Origin of the sequence: Methanoculleus thermophilus (assembly GCF_001571405.1) — an archaeon.
In the GTDB taxonomy this organism is placed as follows: Archaea; Halobacteriota; Methanomicrobia; order Methanomicrobiales; family Methanoculleaceae; genus Methanoculleus; species Methanoculleus thermophilus.
In genome coordinates this window covers 241,603-257,884 of record NZ_BCNX01000003.1, presented here as the reverse complement: position 1 = coordinate 257,884, position 16,282 = coordinate 241,603, and the positions used below count along the sequence as shown (strand labels likewise).

Annotated in this window: 16 protein-coding genes; 11 read left to right on the top strand and 5 right to left on the bottom strand. The window is 57.8% G+C overall.

The window, feature by feature from the left end:
- Positions 1 to 6: 6 nt before the first annotated feature.
- A complete protein-coding gene (locus tag MCUTH_RS01370; RefSeq protein ID WP_066954383.1) occupies positions 7 to 1,059 on the bottom strand; it encodes a hypothetical protein in 1,053 nt (350 codons plus the stop codon).
- A 211-nt stretch (positions 1,060 to 1,270) separates the two neighbouring features.
- Here MCUTH_RS01370 and MCUTH_RS01365 point away from each other — a divergent pair, with 211 nt between their 5' ends.
- A complete protein-coding gene (locus MCUTH_RS01365) occupies positions 1,271 to 4,648 on the top strand; it encodes a HEAT repeat domain-containing protein (protein WP_066954380.1) in 3,378 nt (1,125 codons plus the stop codon).
- A 12-nt stretch (positions 4,649 to 4,660) separates the two neighbouring features.
- Here the strand turns inward: MCUTH_RS01365 and MCUTH_RS01360 are convergent, their stop codons facing one another.
- Both MCUTH_RS01360 and MCUTH_RS01355 read right to left on the bottom strand, forming a co-directional pair.
- Entirely contained in the window at positions 4,661 to 5,332 is a 672-nt protein-coding gene (locus tag MCUTH_RS01360; protein ID WP_066954378.1) for a flavodoxin family protein, read from the bottom strand.
- Positions 5,333 to 5,388: 56 nt separating this feature from the next.
- Positions 5,389 to 5,850 carry an FxLYD domain-containing protein gene (locus tag MCUTH_RS01355; protein ID WP_066954376.1) on the bottom strand — a complete coding sequence of 154 codons (462 nt, stop codon included), beginning with the start codon at positions 5,848 to 5,850 and terminating at the stop codon, positions 5,389 to 5,391.
- A 165-nt stretch (positions 5,851 to 6,015) separates the two neighbouring features.
- Here MCUTH_RS01355 and msrB point away from each other — a divergent pair, with 165 nt between their 5' ends.
- The gene (msrB, locus tag MCUTH_RS01350) at positions 6,016 to 6,516 is read left to right on the top strand and encodes a peptide-methionine (R)-S-oxide reductase MsrB (RefSeq protein WP_066954373.1); all 501 of its coding nucleotides are present in this window, start codon (positions 6,016 to 6,018) and stop codon (positions 6,514 to 6,516) included.
- Between the two features lie 5 nt (positions 6,517 to 6,521).
- Here the strand turns inward: msrB and MCUTH_RS01345 are convergent, their stop codons facing one another.
- Both MCUTH_RS01345 and MCUTH_RS01340 read right to left on the bottom strand, forming a co-directional pair.
- A complete protein-coding gene (locus MCUTH_RS01345) occupies positions 6,522 to 7,607 on the bottom strand; it encodes a hypothetical protein (protein WP_066954371.1) in 1,086 nt (361 codons plus the stop codon).
- Positions 7,608 to 7,710: 103 nt separating this feature from the next.
- A complete protein-coding gene (locus tag MCUTH_RS01340; RefSeq protein ID WP_066954367.1) occupies positions 7,711 to 8,916 on the bottom strand; it encodes a hypothetical protein in 1,206 nt (401 codons plus the stop codon).
- Positions 8,917 to 9,027: 111 nt separating this feature from the next.
- Here MCUTH_RS01340 and MCUTH_RS01335 point away from each other — a divergent pair, with 111 nt between their 5' ends.
- The 9 genes from MCUTH_RS01335 (at position 9,028) to dnaG (ending at position 16,281) form a co-directional block, all read left to right on the top strand.
- Entirely contained in the window at positions 9,028 to 9,657 is a 630-nt protein-coding gene (locus MCUTH_RS01335) for a class I SAM-dependent methyltransferase (RefSeq protein WP_066954364.1), read from the top strand.
- A gap of 394 nt (positions 9,658 to 10,051) precedes the next feature.
- On the top strand, positions 10,052 to 10,276 hold the full coding sequence (locus tag MCUTH_RS01330) for a HypC/HybG/HupF family hydrogenase formation chaperone (RefSeq protein ID WP_066954360.1): 225 nt from the start codon (positions 10,052 to 10,054) through the stop codon (positions 10,274 to 10,276).
- Positions 10,276 to 10,617: a hydrogenase maturation nickel metallochaperone HypA/HybF gene (locus tag MCUTH_RS01325; RefSeq protein WP_066954356.1), complete on the top strand. Its 342-nt coding sequence runs from the start codon at positions 10,276 to 10,278 to the stop codon at positions 10,615 to 10,617. The genes MCUTH_RS01330 and MCUTH_RS01325 overlap by 1 nt, the downstream gene beginning before the upstream one ends.
- Entirely contained in the window at positions 10,614 to 11,609 is a 996-nt protein-coding gene (gene hypE, locus MCUTH_RS01320; RefSeq protein ID WP_066954353.1) for a hydrogenase expression/formation protein HypE, read from the top strand. The genes MCUTH_RS01325 and hypE overlap by 4 nt, the downstream gene beginning before the upstream one ends.
- A gap of 89 nt (positions 11,610 to 11,698) precedes the next feature.
- Complete coding sequence (locus tag MCUTH_RS01315; RefSeq protein WP_066954350.1) at positions 11,699 to 12,127, top strand: GNAT family N-acetyltransferase; 429 nt, start codon at positions 11,699 to 11,701, stop codon at positions 12,125 to 12,127.
- Positions 12,128 to 12,134: 7 nt separating this feature from the next.
- Complete coding sequence (locus tag MCUTH_RS01310; RefSeq protein ID WP_066954347.1) at positions 12,135 to 13,049, top strand: DUF2156 domain-containing protein; 915 nt, start codon at positions 12,135 to 12,137, stop codon at positions 13,047 to 13,049.
- On the top strand, positions 13,046 to 14,308 hold the full coding sequence (gene pyrC / locus MCUTH_RS01305) for a dihydroorotase (protein WP_066954344.1): 1,263 nt from the start codon (positions 13,046 to 13,048) through the stop codon (positions 14,306 to 14,308). Before MCUTH_RS01310 ends, pyrC begins: the two co-directional genes overlap by 4 nt.
- 200 nt (positions 14,309 to 14,508) lie before the next feature.
- Entirely contained in the window at positions 14,509 to 14,826 is a 318-nt protein-coding gene (locus tag MCUTH_RS01300) for a DUF167 domain-containing protein (RefSeq protein ID WP_066954340.1), read from the top strand.
- A 246-nt stretch (positions 14,827 to 15,072) separates the two neighbouring features.
- The gene (dnaG, locus tag MCUTH_RS01295; RefSeq protein WP_066954337.1) at positions 15,073 to 16,281 is read left to right on the top strand and encodes a DNA primase DnaG; all 1,209 of its coding nucleotides are present in this window, start codon (positions 15,073 to 15,075) and stop codon (positions 16,279 to 16,281) included.
- Position 16,282 lies beyond the last annotated feature (1 nt).

Below are 16,282 nucleotides of genomic sequence, written 5' to 3'. Positions count from 1 at the left end.
GTCCGCTCACGGTTGCATGACGGCTGCAAGGTGCTCCATCAACCGGAATGGATCCGACGCGACGACGGGAGTTCCTGCATAGAGTTCCATACCACCAATATCCGATGTCCGGGATTGGAGATCGCCCCTATCGACCACCCAAGCAACGTGATACCCCTGCTCTTCAAGCGGGGGCATATACACCGCCGCGTTGTAACTCTGCACCCCCATGTTTCGGTAACTCTCAAGCACCTTTGCGAGCGCGGGGGCAAGGTCGTGCGGCAACTTGGCGATGATCATGACCTCATGCTCCTTCCTCGGGGTGAGGTGTGCCATAACCCGGGCGTTTTTGTAGACAAGCCCGAGCCCGATCGCTGTATGTGCCGCAAAGAGGTCGTCGTAATACTCGCTCCCGTAGCGGCACCGGTACTGCTCCCGGGTCTTCTCGATCCGCGCCGGAGTGGTATACGGGCGGTGAGTGAGCAGGATCTGGGCATGGTTATGTACGATACTTGCCCCCGCACGCCAGAGGAAGTTCCAGATGAGAAAGGGATGGATAGCTTTAGGATTTGTGCGGTGCGCCTCCTGGCACCACCGGATGGCCACATTGATCATGTCAGTTACCTGCGCCTCTGTGGTGATGTAGAGGTCGCTTTCCTTCGCGATGATGATAGCGTGAAGATAGTCGTACTTTGCGATGTTGCTTGCCGTAATCCAGTGATCGCCTTCGATTCGGCCGAACGTATCGGCCGGCGTCCCCTCAAGCGGGTTTGAAAACGGCCCTCCATCTGCAAGATCCTGCAGATCGCGCGTCTCCTCGGTCTTTGGAGTCAGTACAGGACGACGCGCTCGAATAGAATTAAACAGCGTGCTCTCATCTGTCTGGTTGTTGGTCACCCGAACAATCTGTTGCATCTCAATATCGCCATACTTCTCGCGCACCCAATCCTGCATCGCGTCAGGGAGAACGAGGTACCCGGGTTCGACGTACCAGGAGTAGATTCGCAAAACCAGTTCTTCCATCTCTGGCGCAAGTTCCTGCACAATTCCCGGCAGTCTCGTGATATCCAGCCTAACCATAGAGGCCCCGTATACCAGTCTCATCGGGATAAAGATTCGGATCAGGCCATGGATGAGTCTCAGTCAGGGGAGCAAAATCGTTCGCCGCAACAATGCGTCGATAGACATGAAATGGAAATTTTATTGGGGTTGGATGGTAGATATAATTTGAATTCAAAGAGATCCATACAAACTGAATACTCTAAACACCATTTGCGGATACGAGAGAGACATGGCATTTTTTGACAGGTTCCGAGTAGGCATCAAGAAGATTCGGCAGGAGAAGGATTATTCTGGGCTAATTCTGGCCCTGGATGATGACGATCCTGGTAGCCGCGCCGATGCGGCGAGAACCCTCTCTGCACTCGGCCCCTCAATTATCCCCAATCTGCTTGGAGCACTGGAGAATGCCGCCCCCGTATCACGGGTTCGGATGGCAGAGGCTCTTGTCTCGATCGGCACATCCTCAATTCCACTGATCCTCGCACTGATTGTCCGGGCAAGTCCTGCCTTACAGGCATCCTTTGTCCGCGCAATCGCAGCGACGGACGGCGAGTACTTTAGCGCTCTGCTCTCATCACTGCATAGCGAAGAATCGACAACCCGGACTGCTGCCGTGATTGCCCTCCGGGGGACAGGCAAAAAGGCCATTCCGCACCTTGTCCGGAGGCTTCAGGATCGTAACCATTCCGTCCGGAAAGAGGCCGCAAGTTCGCTCGCCGCACTCGGTTGGGTGCCTAATGACCCCCAGGAGAAGGTGCAGTATTACTACCTCCTGGAAGACTGGACGGAACTCGCAAAACTCCAGGGGGCAGCGGTTCCGGTTCTCATTAAGGGCCTCAACAGTAAGGATCCCCGGATACGGAGCGAGTCGGCGCGGACGCTGGGAAAGATTCGTGACCCCCGGGCTATTCCGGCACTTGTCAGGGCGGCAGACGATCCGGAGGCGGATGTCCGTACACGGGTCATAGAGGCGCTCGGTGAGATTGGTGATGACCGGGCGAAACCACACCTGGTTGAGGCCCTCAGCGACCCCAGTCACCCGGTGCGGATGGAAGCTGCATGGGGACTTGAGCGGTTGGACTGGATTCCGCAGAACGATCTGGAGAGAGCTAATTATCTGATTGCCAGAGAGCAGTGGAACGAACTTGTCCGGATGGGGAGACCGGCAATTGCGCCGCTCATTAGTGCTCTGCAGGTCGAGTATTCCGGCGTCCGCACCGGTGCTAGCGAGGCGCTGCGGCAACTGGGTCAGCCTGCACTCGATGCCCTGAACGCGGCAGTGCGTTCAGGAAATCCCAGGGTCCGGGAACAGGCAGAGATTGCACTGGAGTATATTCAGTCGCGTCGGGAAGAGAATGCACGGGCGAGACCGGCACAGGAGAAGTCTTCCGATTACGACCGGGAACTCAAAGAAGGGCTTGCCGCCCGGAAGCGGATTGAGGACCACTTCGGAAAGGCAGTTCAGGCCCCCACCCGGCCTCTCCGCCGAAAATCCCCATCACCGGAACAGAACGAACCGATGCAGCCCATCCTCAACAAGGGAGGGACCGTGCCGAAACCTGTCCCCCAGCAACCCCCCGATGGTGAGGATATCGAGAGCCTCCTGAAAGAGAGCCAGAAGGGTGATGAGGCATGGACCAGTGTGAAGAGACAGCTTGACCGGCGAAAGCCGGCTCCACTGGACCAGATTATCCCGGCCGGCAACGACAAACAGGCGGGCAATGAGAAAGAGTATACGGAAAAGGAGACCCCCGCTCCAGAAAAACCGAAAGATGAAATTCCGCCGGACCTCACTCCTTGTGCAGAATCGCCGGAACCCCGGGCACCGGTCGTGGAGGAGGCATCGCTTGAACGGTATCTCCGCGCCTTGCAAAGCGACAATGAAGAGATCCGGGCTGCAGCGATTGCGGCGCTACGGAGCATCGGGGAGCCGGCGGTCGGGTTCCTCATCCAGGCTCTCTCCGATCCGCACCCCGGAGTGCGGATCGCCGCAGCTGAGGGCCTCGGTGAGATCGGTGGCGATAGCAGCGTCGATGCCCTGCTGTTGATCTTAAACGACGCCGATCGGGACGTTCGCATCGCCGCCGCCGGCGCGCTCGGGCAGGCCGGGGACGCACGTACAATTCTTCCACTGATAGGCCTCTTCCACGATGGGTATCCTGAAGTTCGGTCTGCTGCAGCCGCAGCAGTTGCGGCGTTCGGTCATGCTGCGCTTGGCCCACTGGATGCGGCACTGGAGAATCCCGCACCAAAAGTCCGGGTGACGGCGGTAAAAGCCCTCGGGATTGTTGGGGATCCAAGATCGATACCCCTCCTCGTCAGACATCTGGAGGATCCTGCCCACGAGGTTGGTGTGATTGCCGCCCGGACCCTGGCAGGATTTGGGCAACCTGCAGTTGAACCGCTCTCCGCAATTCTGAGGACGGGTGAGAAAGAAGGGCGCCTTGCAGCGATTGATGCGCTCGCGCTGATCGGCACCGCCGAGGCTGACGAGGCACTGGAGTATGCCCTGCGCGACAGAGATCGAGACGTCGCTGATAAAGCGGCTGCCGCGCTCACGAGGCGACGGGGGACGGACGTATGGCGTAAAACCCCCGATAATGAGGTCCGGCAGGACGTCCATACACTCATCGTTGCACTCAAAGATGGTTCAGTGGAGGTGCAGGTTTCTGCCGCCACCCGGCTCATCGAGATGGGGCGTCCGGCGGTTGAAGGGCTGATTATGGCCCTCAAAGATGGCGACCCTGAGATCCAGGCTGCTGCCGCCGGGGTGCTCGGCGAGATGCGGGAGGCCGCGGTCGAACCGCTCATGGCCGCCATGAATGATCCGGACCGGTTCATCCGGATCGTTGCTGCCCGTAACCTGGGTAATATCGGGGATAAACGGGCTATTGGAGTTCTGAGCAGATCACTGCAGCGAGAACCGGACAGCATGGTCCGGGCAGCTGTGGCGGAGGCGCTGGGCTATATAGGGAGCGAGGAGGCGATAGAACCGCTGGCCCGGGCGTTGCGGGATAGCGACGAGGTGGTACAGATTGCCGCCGCCAGGTCGCTTGGCTATATCGGGGACAAGCGGGCCATTGAACCGTTAATCCTGGCGTTGTGTGATGTGGACGACCGGGTCCGGTACGCTGCGCTCGAGGCCCTGAACGACCCCGATGGAACTGTGCGGGATCACCTGGTGGGGGCGCTCCGCTCAACGGACGAGGTGCTTCGGGCAGGGGTTGCGGAAGCACTGGAATCGGTGGGCTGGGAACCGAAGACCAACGTAGAAAAGACACTCTTCCTTATGGCCCGGGATCGGTGGGCAGAGGTGGGGCAGATCGGCCCTGATGCGCTCCCGATACTGGTTGAAGCCCTCTCCAACCCATCTATCGAGATACGGATGAACGTCGTCAAGACCATATCCCGGATTGGGGGAGAGGGAGCGGTCTCTCCCCTCATCCAGGCACTTGCAGATGACGCCCTCGTGGTTAGGATGCGGGCCGAGCGGGGGCTGGTCGAGATGGGCGATACGGCGATCCCGGCGATTACCCGTGCGATCGAAGAGGCGCGCCCCGAGGTGCGCGAGGGACTGCAACGGATCCTAGAAAAGATTCGTCGGTGAACGGCGGATACCCTAGGGTATCCGCCCTGCTGCCTTCCAGTAGTTGTACTCGTGATGCCAGCGGTCCTTGTTTGCCATAATAAGAGCCCGCATCCGTTCGATCATCTCGGCGTGGAGTCTCTCCTGCTCTGGATAGGTCTCCTTATTCGCGATGGCATGTACGAGTTTCGCGCCAAGTTTGCGGGCTTCCTCCTCCGCTGGCGCCATGGCCGCCTCCGGGTCTCCCCCGAGGACCACCGCAACGCCGCCGACGGTATTAGCACCCAGCGTCTGGAGGACCCCGTTGAGGTAGGTCACAATCTCATCCGCTTTCGATCCGCCCGCCGTGGCGACGGCACACCCGTACTTACCGATGAACATCTGGCAGTGAATGGCGTCTGCCATCCGATCGAGCAGCGTCTTTATCTGAGCCGTGACGGAGTCGATGTAGTTGGGCGACCCGAGCACAATCCCATCGCTCTCAAGCATCTTCTGGTACAACTCGATGAAATCGTCTTCCTTGACGCACTCTCCCCTCTCGCAACAGACCAGGCACCCATTGCAGTACTCGATCTGGAGTTTGCAGACATCCACGAGTTCAACATCGGCCCCGGCACTCTCCGCCCCGTCGAGGACTGCACGGACAAGCCGGAGCGTCTGACTCCGCGGACCTCGCGGACTTCCATTAATGGCTAGAATCTTCATGTCTCTTCCTCGGTCATAATGTTCTACTGCCGATATTAATCCCCGTTGCCCGTAGCCTAGGGGATGTCGTGTGTGACCACGATCTCGGCGCGATACTGCCGATCACAGTCGCCGGAGAGTGGATTGGTTGTGAATATCTTCGTTTCGCCCGCCTGGAACCGGGGGACGAAGATGGTCTCGGTCGACCGGATCATCTCGTTCTCGTCGTCGATGAGCATGAACCGGATGACGACGTTTCTTGCGGCCGCATCACCGGTGTTGGTCACCGTCCCCGTCGCGACCCAGTAGCAGGACGTGTCGGTGCGGTAATGCCTCTCGGGTGCCGTGACGGAGGCTGTGAATGACGGTTGCGGTCCGGAGGGCGAGTAGGTGGCATGGGAAGCCGGCGTAGATTCCAATGTCGGCGTCACCAGTTCTCCAGGCGTCTCTGTGCAGCCTGATACGGCAACAGCGCCTATGAGGCAGGCAAGAAGCAGGAGACTCTTGCAGATCTTTCTCGTGAAAGACGCATCCTGCATGATGGTTCATCGACCGGAGCCTATATAACAAATTCGGAAGCGTATTTGGGTCAGGAAACGGGATCCGGACATGCGGTTGAGTAGTACCTGCCCCCCTCCCGGGCGGACCGAGGGATAGATATACATGCTCTCCGGATAAGGTGGCCGGGAACGGAGGAGTTCGTGATGAACGGAGATGTTGCAGAAACCGTCGGGACCGTGAAGGTCTGCAACGCTATAACGAAAGAGGTGGAGGAGGTCGAGAGGGTCGTCAAGTCCGACGAGGAGTGGCGACGCCAGTTGACGCCGGAAGAGTTCTCTGTTGCGCGGAAAGGAGGAACAGAGACCGCCTTCACCGGGAGGTACTGGGACTGCAAGGAGAAGGGTCTGTACGTCTGCGTCTGTTGCGGCAATCACCTCTTCTCCTCGGAGACGAAGTTTGAATCGGGGACCGGCTGGCCAAGCTTCTGGAAGCCTGTCTCGGACCTGAATATCAAGACGGACCTTGATACCCGGTTCTTCATGAGCAGAACCGAGGTGCTCTGCAGACGGTGCGACGCCCACCTGGGCCATGTCTTTGACGACGGGCCACCGCCGACGTACCAGCGCTACTGCATGAATTCAGCGGCACTCAGGTTCATACCGCAGAAGGACCTGCAAGGGGGAAAAGGAACGGGCCTGCCATGATGGAATCAAGGTAATGATACCCTGCCCAGATTCCAGACGACGCTCTCTCCGCCAATATTGACCTGGAGATACGCGCGGGCCGGGTCAAGGCCATCCGGCACCTCGAAGAAGAGGTATCCTCCCACAGACTCGTGCCTATCGAGCATGACTCTGGAGTATGACCCTCCTCGGGTGGTCGATCCGGGCGCTTTCAATGGGTGATATGTCTCACCGGCATAGTGGAGGACGAATGCACTCTCCCCTGGCGTCTGAATACGTGTGTTCGCACCGTTCCCCTTATGGCCAAGGTGCGTCACCTCAACAGCGACCAGGAGGTATGCTTTCCCGCTCCCAGCAACATACTGGACCGGTTTGGTGCCGGTGGTCTGAAAAGCCTTCGACCACGTTATCGGACCGACGATCAGCGAGATGGCGTTTTCACCTCGCTGATCGTCGTAACGGTACCGTTCACCGATCGAAAGAGCGTCGGAGAACAAAGAAGCAGGCTCTGCGGCGAGACTCATCATATCGACAGGGGCCTTTGAATGTTCGATATGAGAGCGATTGCAGTCCTGCATGGCTTGTGACAGGCGTTCGATCCCGAGGCCAAGGTGACGCAGTGCATCGTCCGCCATGCTCTGGCTCAGGGGTCTATTCCCATTAAGCAGGATGCCGGCTCTAGAAAACTCGTCGAGTGCAGCGGTAAAATGCTCGTATGAGGGAGCCATAGCGGGGGAAGCATCGAGGGTCGCAGCCTCGGCACGATAACTGTCCACAAGCGAAGATATTTCGGTTGCCAGATTCCTGACTGCCATGTCGTCAGATCTATACATAGAATAGATTGACTCTACAGAGACCTCCAGGAGGGGTATACTGGCTCTGGCGATCAACGACTCCAGCTTCTCGTCATCCGTGAGTTCGGAGGGACAGGTCGTATTGCTGTCCGGCCCTGACCTGACAACCAACGTGTTCCCGGGATCGTTACCTCCCTCCACCGACAGATCGAGGAAGGAGAACGTGTATGCTCCGGGAAAGATGAGAACGATGAAGAGGATCACCCCGGCAAGACTGGCTACAGGCAGTAACGGTCTTTGAGAGCCTCTCATCGTCATTGGCTAAAATATCTCCTGTTAAATGGTTATTTGTTGCGATGAAAATCCTAAACGCCGGAGGCGCCATTCCCTAGCCGGCGGAAGGAATCGACGTAGGAAAAGGTTATGGGGTCTTCCCGAGTGCCCAGACAGGTGATGCGTCGGGGAGTTTCACCTGGATTGAGCATTCATCAAGCGTGAGCGCCTCTGGAACATCGAAAACAATGTATCCAGTTTTAACCTTATACCGGTCCAGCGTCACCGTTGCATATGACTCGCCAAGCGACGTCCTCGTTGGTAGTTTCATCGGAGAGTACGTTGTCCCGCGATACTGGAGAGCAAAATCGCGAAGATCCGGGGTTTGTATCCTGTACATTCTACCCTCCCCTATATGACCCAGGTTTGTGACCCTCACCTTAACGAGCAGGAACATTCTTCCGGGTTCTGCCTCAATCTTATTGCCACTCCCATCGAGGTAATAAATGGTGTCGATTCTCTTTACAGACTCCAGCATCAGGGAGATCTCGTTTGCGCGGCTACGATCCATATAGACGTACCGTTGCATGAGCTCCAGTTCATCCCTGATTCCGGGTTTGGCATACAGCAGGGACGAAGAGAGATCGATAGCCACGATCTCTTCCGGGACCCTTTGCACAGGGCATTGCAGGTATTCAAAAGCCTCACGAAGGTGATGTGATCCCATTCTGTTCGCGTCGAGGGCAATATCCACCATTGTGCTGTTGAGGGGAGTGTTTCCCCGGAGTACCGTGCCTGCCGTTCGATATGACTCGAGAGCACGGATGAATGAAGTTTTCAGAACATCGCATTTGCCAGAGACATCTAATGCCTCCACCTCTTCAAGAAGGCTCGTTGCGAATGTCCGGAGTTCTGCAGCGCTCTCTTTTACCAGACTCTCATCCCAGACGTAGAGGGCGTAGGAGTTCTGCAGGGAGAGCAGCAGTGATGCGCTGCTCTCTTCGACCAGCTGCATAAGCTCATCGTCATCGTATTTCGGGACGGGCGGCGTGATCTTCTCGGTCCGCAGAGCGGTCTCATTCCCGTCCGGGGTGACGGTCGATCCGGCTGCCCCCGGCACTGAAACGGGTGTGGGGTTCAGGAAGTGGCCGTCCCGGAACCGCTCCTCAACTCCGGTGAAGATGGAGGAGAGGTCCCGGGAGGGTGCCTGCTGCGTTTGCCCGGGATCGGATGTACCCAAACCGGTGGCATCTGATACCACCGGGGAGGGAATGAGCAGGAAGGCGGTGAAGAACAGGAGGGCCAGTATCATCGAAACGGCGTCCGGGAAGTCCACAGTAACTTGGATCTTCACTTTCCAGGGAGAAAACTTCTTCGAAATCCAACGCCCCGGATTTTGGGCGTTCCAAAGACCTTATCACGCCCGTACCAACCATTATCCCGGAGCAGCGCCGATCTCTGAGAGGTGTCTACTCATTCATCGGCTTGGGACGAGGACTACCGAAAGCGCCGGGCTCTCTGGGGCGGTGCACCGGGGCCGCTCCCGGACATCCCTGCCGATACTGCCGTCCTGGAACTTGGATGCGGGAACGGCAAGACCCTTGCAGCCCTTACCCGGCGCTCCCCGAACGTGACTGCGGTCGACATCTCCCCCCATGCCATCAATCTAGCCAAACGGCATCCCGGCACCGCGGGAGTCAATTTCGTGCTTGCAGACGCAGAGTGTCTGCCGTTCTCCCGGGAGTCATTTGATGCGGTCTTCCTGGTTCATATCGTCGGCCACCTGACCGAATCGGGTCGGAGAGCCATTGCATCCGAGGTCTGCCGGGTGCTCAGGCCCGGTGGCACGGCGTTCTTTCGGGAGTTCTCCGTTGAGGACATGCGCGCCGGGAAGGGTGTGGAGGTAGAGCCGCAGACTTTCCAGCGGGGTGACGGCATCATCACCCATTACTTCACCGAGACCGAGGCGGCGGAACTCTTCGCATCGCTCACCCCGGTCTCGGTCCGGACGCACCGCTGGACGATGCGGATCAGAGGCAGGGATCTCCCCCGGGCGGAGATCGAGGCGGTGTTCCGGAAGGGAGAGGTAATCTGAATTTTTCGTTTACAAAAGATCAGTGACGCGTGAAACCCGGACCGCGCAGCCTTGTAGTACTCTGATGAGGATTTCAACTCCACCAACCACAGACCGCACCCCAATCTATTCAGCGCGTTTTGCCCGGGAAGATCAACCTGGCAACCACATCCGACATAGATACACCGGATAGAAACATTAGAAGGAGCAAAACAAGGTCGGCCCTGCCTCAAACCCCACAAACCCTGAAATCTGAGGCAGACATCTATTTCACCCGCCTAAATCGACCTATACATACTGAATACGGAGGAATGGCGAGCCGCGCCGGTCGATGCAGCTGCTCCCGGATTCCTCCCTGCAGTATGGTCAACCTTTTTTGATGTTCAGGCGAAAGATCAGATGAGGGAGAAAGGTCATGTGTATTGCAATGCCCGCTGAGGTCCTGGAGATAAAGGAGGGGAACATCGGCGTCGTCGACTTCGGCGACCTGCAGCAGGAGGTCCGGCTCGACCTCGTTGATGTAAAGGTGGGGGAGTTCGTGCTCGTCCACGTCGGATTTGCCATCCAGCGGCTCAGCAGAGAGGAAGGGCTTGAGACCCGTGAGCTCTTCAAGCAGGTTTATGCTGCGATGGAGGAGTGATGCACGAGTACAGCATCGCCTACGACATCTACGCGACGGCCCGCCGGGCTGCGATCGAGAATAAGGCAAAAGAGGTGAAGTGCGTCTCGGTGGATGTCGGCAAGATGGCGATGGTAAACCCCGAACAGGTTGAGTTCCTCTTTAACGTCATCATCGAGGACGACCCGCTCTTTGCGAACGCACGACTCTCGTGCCGAGAGGTTGAAGCGCGCACACGCTGCTCCTGCGGCTATGAAGGAGATGAGCGGTTTGTCTGCCCTCAGTGCGGTAAACTCCCGGAAATCGTTGCAGGAATGGAGATTGTAGTCACCAATATCGAGATAGAAGTGGACGAAGAATGAAAGTCAACCTCATGCATGGTGCGGGAGGTGAGGTGATGGGCGAGCTTTTGCGCGTCATCACCAACCTTAAGCACAACAACGCTGGCGGAATAGGTCTTGAATCGCTTGACGACGGTGCGGTCATCCCGCTCAACGGTCAAAATATCGTCTTTACGACCGATAATCATGTGGTCTCTCCAATCTTTTTCCCTGGAGGGGATATCGGACGTATCGCCGTCTGTGGAACCATCAACGACCTCGCGATGATGGGTGGACGACCGATCGCCCTCTCATGCGGCATGGTCATCCCCGAAGGCTTCGATGTCGCCGACCTCGAACGCATCGTCGCATCGATGGACGCCACTCTTGAAGAGTGCGGGGCAAACCTCGTCACGGGGGATACCAAGGTGCTCGAGCGGAGTGCGCTTGATACCATCGTCATCAACACCGCCGGCATAGGCGTTGCCGAGCGGGTGGTGCGGGATAACGGCCTTAGGGTCGGCGACAAGATCCTGGTCAGCGGCACCATCGGCGACCACGGAATCGCCATCATGGCACACCGTGAAGGGTTCGACTTCGGCGATCAGATCCGCTCCGACGTCGCCCCACTCTGGCCGCTTGTCGAGCAGGCGCTCGCCGCCGGCGATATTCATGCCATGAAAGATCCGACGAGAGGCGGATTTGCGAACGCCATCAACGAGATGGCGAGAAAGAGCGGAGTGGGGGTCATCATCGAGCAGGAAGCCCTCCCCCTCCGGGCGAGTGTCCGAAGTGCCGCCGGGATGCTCGGGATCGACCCCCTTGAGGTGGCAAACGAAGGCAAGGTCGTCATGGGGGTCGCACCCGACGATGCCGAAGCGGTCCTTGCGGCTATCCGGAAGCACCCCTACGGACGGGACGCGGCAATCATCGGTGAGGTCGTCGAAGGCTCCCATGTTATCATGCGAACCGAGATCGGCGGGGAACGGTTTATCGAACCGCCGATCGGCGACCCGGTCCCACGTGTCTGCTAGTAGTGCCATACTTTTTTTAAATTCCCAAAACCCCTTGCAGTCATATACAATCGGTGCTATAAGCACAGTCCTATGGAGAGGCATGTGTAATGATGGAGGAAACAGACATCGAGGTGCGCCTCGTGGATGTCTGGGACGTGGAGACGATCGCCGATCTCTATCGTGCAGGCGGCTGGTGGAACGAAGCGTGGGACCCTGCAGGACTTCGGGATCTCATCGCCGGGAGTTTCGCATTTGCCGTCGCAATCGATTCTGCCGCAGGGAGGGCGGTCGGCATGGGCAGGGTGATCTCCGATGGGGTCTCGGACGGCTACGTTCAAGATCTCGTCGTCCTCCCTGGCTACCGGGGCCGGGGCATCGGGACGATGATCTTATCAACGTTGCTCAATTACTGTAAGTCTGCAGGTGTCACCTGGGTCGGCCTTATCGCCGAACCAGGGACCGAGGCATTCTATACCGAGCTCGGGTTCCGGAGAATGGAGGATCACGTACCCATGAGATGGTATCCTCAAGAATAGGTGAGATATGCTGAGATTTGCCGACTTCAAACCCGTGAGCCTGGATGATCGCGACTTCTTCGATGAGCACTACCGGCGGTTCCCCCAGGTGCACAGCGACAACACGTTTGCAAATATGGTCTGCTGGAACCACTATGCGGACTACCGATACATAGAAACCGGGGGCGCCATCGTCCTCTCCAGCACCATCGAGAACGTTACGAGGTTTCGGATGCCGATCGGGCCGCGGGATCCGGAACTGCTCGAGGACGTCATAGACCTCGCGCTCAGGGAGGGCGGTGAGATACCGCTGTTCATCCTCGATCCGGCAAACGAGGAGTGGCTTAGGGAACTCTATCCGGATCTCCCCCTGCACGAGAGCCGGGACTACTTTGATTATATCTACCGAACCGAAGACCTCGCGGAACTTGCAGGGAAACCCTACGCCACCATCCGACGCCAGGTTCATCGGTTCGAGCGGGAGTATGAATACACGGTAGAAAAGATCACCGAAGAGAACATCAACGAGGTCTGGGAGTTCCTGGTCGTCTGGTGCGAGTGGCGGGACTGCGACTCCGAACCCATCCTCGCTTACGAGAAGGATGCCATCCTTTTTGCGGTCAACAACTTCTTTGCCATAGGACTTGAGGGATGGATCATAAGGATTGGAGGTACCATCGGGGCGATATCGATAGTCGGCCCGGTCAACGAGTCCATGGCGGTCGTTCACTTCGAAAAGGCGCTTCCCGAGACCTACCGCGACATCTACAAGATCATCATGACCGAGACGGCAGCAGGGCTCCGGGACCGCTATCGCTATGTCAACCGGGAGTGCGATATGGGCGTGCCCGGACTTCGAGAATCAAAGACGCGCTACCACCCGGCCTACATGGTAGAAGTGCACTACGTGACCCGCAAAGACCTGGAGGCGTACTGCAGGTGAACGCAGATATAGTTCTCCGGAACGTGCGGCTCCCATCGGGCCGCGAGGCTGATATTGCCATTTCAGACGGGGTTGTCCGGCACGTCGGCGCACCGGTGCATGCCGACGAGACGATCGACTGCAGCGGGTATACCTGCCTTCCCGGAGCGGTCGATATGCACGTCCACATGCGGGGCGGGGTCCAGGCCGGGAAGGAGGGCTGGCGGACCGGCACGGCGAGTGCGGTCGCCGGGGGGGTGACGGTCGTCGTCGACCAGCCAAACACCGTCCCGCCCATCACCACGCCCGAGATTCTTGCGGCCCGTATCCGTGAGGCGGAGAGCGAAGCTCTCTGTGGGTTTGCGGTGAATGCAGGCGTCGTCGCTGGCGCCGACCTTGCCGGGATGTGGAGCGCCGGTGCGATGGCGTTTGGGGAGACTTTTGCTGCTCCGTCAAGTTACGGCGAGGGACTCGACCCGGAGACCCTCCGGGAGTTGTTCTGCCGCATTCAGGCTCTCGGGGGGCTTGCCACGGTTCATGCCGAGGAGGTCTCCGGCACGGCCCCAAGAACGCTCGCCGATCACGACAGTGCCCGTTCCGGAGCCGGGGAAGCACGCGCCGTCCAGGCCGTCCAGGCTCTCGCTCCTGCTGGAATGCGGCTCCACTTCTGCCACTTAAGCACCGCCGCTTCAGTCAGGGCCGCACGCGGGACAGTCGAGGCGACACCCCACCATCTCTTCCTCTCGCACGAGATGTTTGATGAGGACGAGACCCATGCCCGGGTGAATCCGCCCCTCCGTGACGAGAGGACCAGGCGCGACCTCTGGTCTTGCTGGGATATGATCGACGTCGTCGCTTCGGATCATGCCCCACACACGCTCCAGGAGAAGGCGTTGCCGTTCGATACCGCGCCTTCCGGCATCCCCGGGGTCGAGACGATGGTGCCACTCTTGATGGCGGCGGTGCACCGGGGAGAGATCACTCTCTCCTCCGTGATCGAGAAGACATCGTGGCGGCCTGCCGAGATCCTCGGCATACCGCGCGCAGGGTTTGAGCCGGGCGACCGGGCGGACTTTGCCCTCTACCCGGACGAAGTCGTACGTATTGATCCTTCAGCTCTGCACTCAAAGTGCGGCTGGTCGCCGTTTGAGGGGTTTGGTGCGATCTTTCCGGAGGTGGTGATCATTCGGGGCACGCAGGCCTATGCCCACGGAGAATACGGCGAGGCGTGCCCGATCTGGTATCCCGGGAAAGGATTTTCATCTCTGAATAATAAATAATATAAAGCCGATAATGCGCACCTTATAGGTCCCCGGGTGACTGCTTGGCGAGATGCCAGATATGATCCATGGGACAACCCAGGTGCGCGACAGGCACGCCTGGCATATGGGTACGATTGGGTGAGGATCGGCATAACGCCGCCTGTGATCCGGGATCGTTAGTGTCAGGCGACATTCCTGATTTCAGGAGGTCTTTTCTTATGGATCCCTATGCCGACGCCGTTACGGAAACCGCGCATGGCGTGACTATAGCTCTCGATGTTACGGCTGGCGCAAAAAAACAGTCTTTTCCAGCAGGTTATAATGAATGGAGGAAGAGCATCCGCTGCCAGGTGACAGCCCCTGCCGTCGGCGGGAAGGCGAACCGTGCTATCATCGACCTCGTAGCAGAGACATTCGGCGTCCCTCGCACTGATGTGAGCATAATTGCGGGGCATACATCCTCATCAAAGACTGTGGCCATTGCTGGCATACCGCGATCTCGTATCCTCAAAATCCTTTCCGCTTCCAATCCCTGACCCTACAGGCAAAAATCCGACCTATATTGGGGTAGGCACTCTTTAAGAATTTATAATGGGAAAGATTTTCGAAAATCGGACATATAGGCACTCACATTGGCTTTTGCCTTGGAAATATCTTATGCTTGTGATGCCATCTGGTTTAAGTAATTGAACCCTAGATATATAATTGACCCCCTATGCCCGCGCATAGTATATCTGCACGGCGTATGGCGATCAGACTTACACGAAAGGGGCAACATTCCCATGTATTCATCCGAAACCACGAAGTATCTTATTCATCTTACTCTGCAGATTGAGGGGGTGGTCGACAAACCTGACGTAGTGGGCGCCATCTTCGGCCAGACTGAGGGTTTGCTCGGCGAAGACCTCGATCTGCGTGATTTACAAAGAACCGGACGTGTCGGCAGGATCGACGTCCAGATCACTACAAGAAGAGGTGAGACAAAAGGTGAGATACTCATCTCATCATCGCTCGACCGAGCCGAGACAGCTCTCCTTGCCGCTTCACTTGAGATGATTGACCGGGTCGGGCCATGTACTGCACACGTCAAAGTCGACCGGATCGAGGATATCCGTGTGACTAAACGGCGCAAGATCGTTGAACGTGCGAAAGAACTCCTCCTTGAGGACTTTGATGAGGGCACCATCAACAGTGATGACCTGCTGGATGAGGTCAGGGAGGTCATCAGAATAGAGAAACTCGAGTACCTCGGTGAGGAACGGGTGCATGCTGGCCCAAACGTCATGGAATCCGATGCCATCATCCTTGTTGAGGGGCGGGCCGATGTCATCAACCTGCTCCGCTACGGTATCAAGAATGCAGTTGCGGTCGAGGGCACCAACATCCCGCGCATCATCATCGATCTTTGCTCACAGAAGACTGCGACGGCCCTGCTTGATGGCGATCGAGGCGGCGAATTGATCCTGCGCGAGCTTCTTCAGGTCGCTGAGATCGATTTTGTAGCATACTGCCCACGGGGGAAGAGCGTCGAGGAGATGAGCCGCAAGGAGATTGTCAAGGCGCTCAGGAACAAGGTGCCCGTGGAGGTCATCGCCGAGCATACCCTCAGCGAGGGGGCGGCAGAGCGGTTGCCCGCCCCAGTCTCTGAGTTGATGGAGGACGAGATCTCCGCAGAGCAGCAGAAAGATACGGGTGAAGGGGGCCGTAAACCGCCCTCGACACTCGGTGAACATATGGTCGATGTGCGGGACAAAAAGATCGCGCGTTTCCTCTCACCAGATTATACCATCCTTCAAGAATCAAAGGCAGCCGACCTTGAAGGCGCACTTCAGACCATAAATGGCGATGTTGAGGGGCTGATCGTCGATCGTATTGTCGATCAGAAACTTCTGGATCAGATCGGAGGGAAAAACCTTGAGTTTGTGGCGGCCCGGGACTTTAAAGGGATTATAAAACGCCCACTCTCCATCAGGCTTATAAAGATCGGGTGAA